Source organism: Mesorhizobium sp. M7A.F.Ca.US.007.01.2.1 (assembly GCF_003998165.1).
GTDB classification, from domain to species: domain Bacteria; phylum Pseudomonadota; class Alphaproteobacteria; order Rhizobiales; family Rhizobiaceae; genus Mesorhizobium; species Mesorhizobium ciceri.
On record NZ_RZQP01000450.1, the window covers coordinates 1 to 1,770 of the forward strand.

Annotated in this window: 3 protein-coding genes and 1 pseudogene; 2 read left to right on the forward strand and 2 right to left on the reverse strand. The window is 62.3% G+C overall.

The genetic code is table 11. From position 1 onward, the window contains the following. Both EN949_RS34975 and EN949_RS34980 read right to left on the reverse strand, forming a co-directional pair. A partial coding sequence (locus EN949_RS34975) for a dihydroorotate dehydrogenase 2 (protein ID WP_164782668.1) occupies positions 1-524 on the reverse strand: 524 nt, incomplete at its 3' end. Beyond that, positions 521-871 (reverse strand): DUF952 domain-containing protein, encoded by a 351-nt coding sequence (locus tag EN949_RS34980; protein WP_024503140.1) that lies wholly within the window; start codon positions 869-871, stop codon positions 521-523. The genes EN949_RS34980 and EN949_RS34975, both read right to left, overlap by 4 nt. 186 nt (positions 872-1,057) lie before the next feature. Between EN949_RS34980 and EN949_RS34985 the strand changes: the two genes are divergently transcribed. Both EN949_RS34985 and EN949_RS36960 read left to right on the forward strand, forming a co-directional pair. Then, positions 1,058-1,486 carry a hypothetical protein gene (locus EN949_RS34985; protein ID WP_013533615.1) on the forward strand — a complete coding sequence of 143 codons (429 nt, stop codon included), beginning with the start codon at positions 1,058-1,060 and terminating at the stop codon, positions 1,484-1,486. 120 nt (positions 1,487-1,606) lie between these two features. Then, positions 1,607-1,770: pseudogene (locus EN949_RS36960) on the forward strand (response regulator transcription factor); the annotation flags it as partial.

The following is a 1,770-nucleotide window of genomic DNA, read 5'->3' on the forward strand; positions in this document are numbered from 1 at the left end:
TTGGGCGAGGAGATGTTGACGGTCAGATAGCTGGCGTATTGCGCAAACCGGGCGACGCCGCGCTCATAGTCGCCGATGCGGTCGCTGCTGTCCTTGTTGGCGCCGATGTTGACGCCGACGATGCCGCCACGCCCCTTGCGCGCGGCAAGGCGCTTTTCGGCCGCCGCATGGCCTTCATTGTTGAAGCCCAATCGGTTGATCACCGCATCGTCGGCCGTCAGCCGGAAAATGCGCGGCTTCGGATTGCCGGCCTGCGCCAGCGGCGTGATCGTGCCGACCTCGGCAAAGCCGAAGCCCAGGCCAAGCAGCGCGTCGGGCACTTCGGCGTTCTTGTCATAGCCGGCCGCCATGCCGAGCGGATTGGGAAAATCGAGGCCGCAGATGCTGACCGTCAGCCTGTGGTCGCGGATCGCTGGTGCACCAACCGGAACGCCGCATCGCAAGGCCGCGATCGACAGGCCATGCGCGGTTTCCGGATCGAAGGCGAACAGCAGCTTCTGGCCGAGCCGGTCGAGCACGCTCATTGCCCCTCCAGTGCCGGGAACTGGTGCACACCATCGGAGCCAAGCGGCAGTGGCCGGACCCACAGCACAGCCTTGAGGCCGAGCGGACCATAAAGATGCGGAAACAGCGCACCGCCGCGCGAGACCTCGTATCTCAGCGCAGCACCCAGGCTGGCGCCGTCGATGGCGACCAGCAGAAGGTCGGTCTGGCCGGCAAAGTGCTTTGCCGCCGTTTCCTTGACCTGCGCCGCCGTGGAGAAGTGGATGAAGCCGTCTGCGACATCAATCGGCGCGCCGGTGAAGCGGCCATGCGTTTCGGCCTCGCGCCAAAGCGCCTGCGGGGTTATCTTGTAGATAATCTGAGACATGGTTGCGCTATAGAGCAGTTCCAGGAAAAGTGTGAAACGGTTTTCCCGGGAAAAGCGCATAGCGCTTTCCCTTGGGAATTGCTTCAAAAGATTCCGAACCAGCCATTCGGGAAAGGCCACGCCAAGGGTCTTCCCCATTTCCGGCGCAAACATGCGATATCTGAGGCCTTTGCCATGGAGGACAACATGCGTCTGCAGCACATCTTGATCCCCGCCGCGCTCGTTTCGCTGGTCGCGGCTTCAGCTTATTCGGAAGAAACCGACCGCTACCGGCTGGAAAAGTCGGCCACCGGCTATATCCGCATGGACACCCAGACCGGCGCCATGTCGATCTGCGACGAACGCTCCGGCCAGCTCGTCTGCAAGATGGCGGCCGACGAACGCGCCGCTTTCCAGGACGAGGTCGACCGCTTGCAGACCTCGATGAAGGCGATGGACGAGCGCGTCACCAAGCTCGAGAATTCGCTCTCCGCCCGCCTCGAATCGAAACTGCCGAGCGAAGAGGATTTCAACAAGACGATGGGCTACATGGAGCGCTTCCTGCGCGGCTTCATGGGCATCGTCAGGGATATGGACAAGGACAACGGCGCCCAGCCCAATTCGCAGAAGACCTGAGCGTTTCAACCACGGGAGGCGGCGCACTGGCTTTGCCGCTTGAAAACAGCGCGCAGCCGCTCATAATCGTCCAGTTGAACCCGAAAAGCCAAAAATCATCGGGGATTCGGGGAGGGACATTTGCCGGCAGGCTATTCTTTCGTCATCGCCGACGATCACCCGCTGTTTCGCGGTGCGCTGCGCGAAGCGCTCGCCGGCATCGGCAATGTCGCCGCCATCCATGAAGCCGGCGATTTCGAGAGCGCCAAGGCGCTGGTCGTGGCCAACGAGGACGTCGATCTGGT

Coding starts and splice junctions, on each gene's coding strand:
- EN949_RS34980 (WP_024503140.1), bottom strand. CDS start 871: ATGTCTCAGATTATCTACAAGATAACCCCGCAGGCGCTTTGGCGCGAG.
- EN949_RS34985 (WP_013533615.1), top strand. CDS start 1,058: ATGCGTCTGCAGCACATCTTGATCCCCGCCGCGCTCGTTTCGCTGGTC.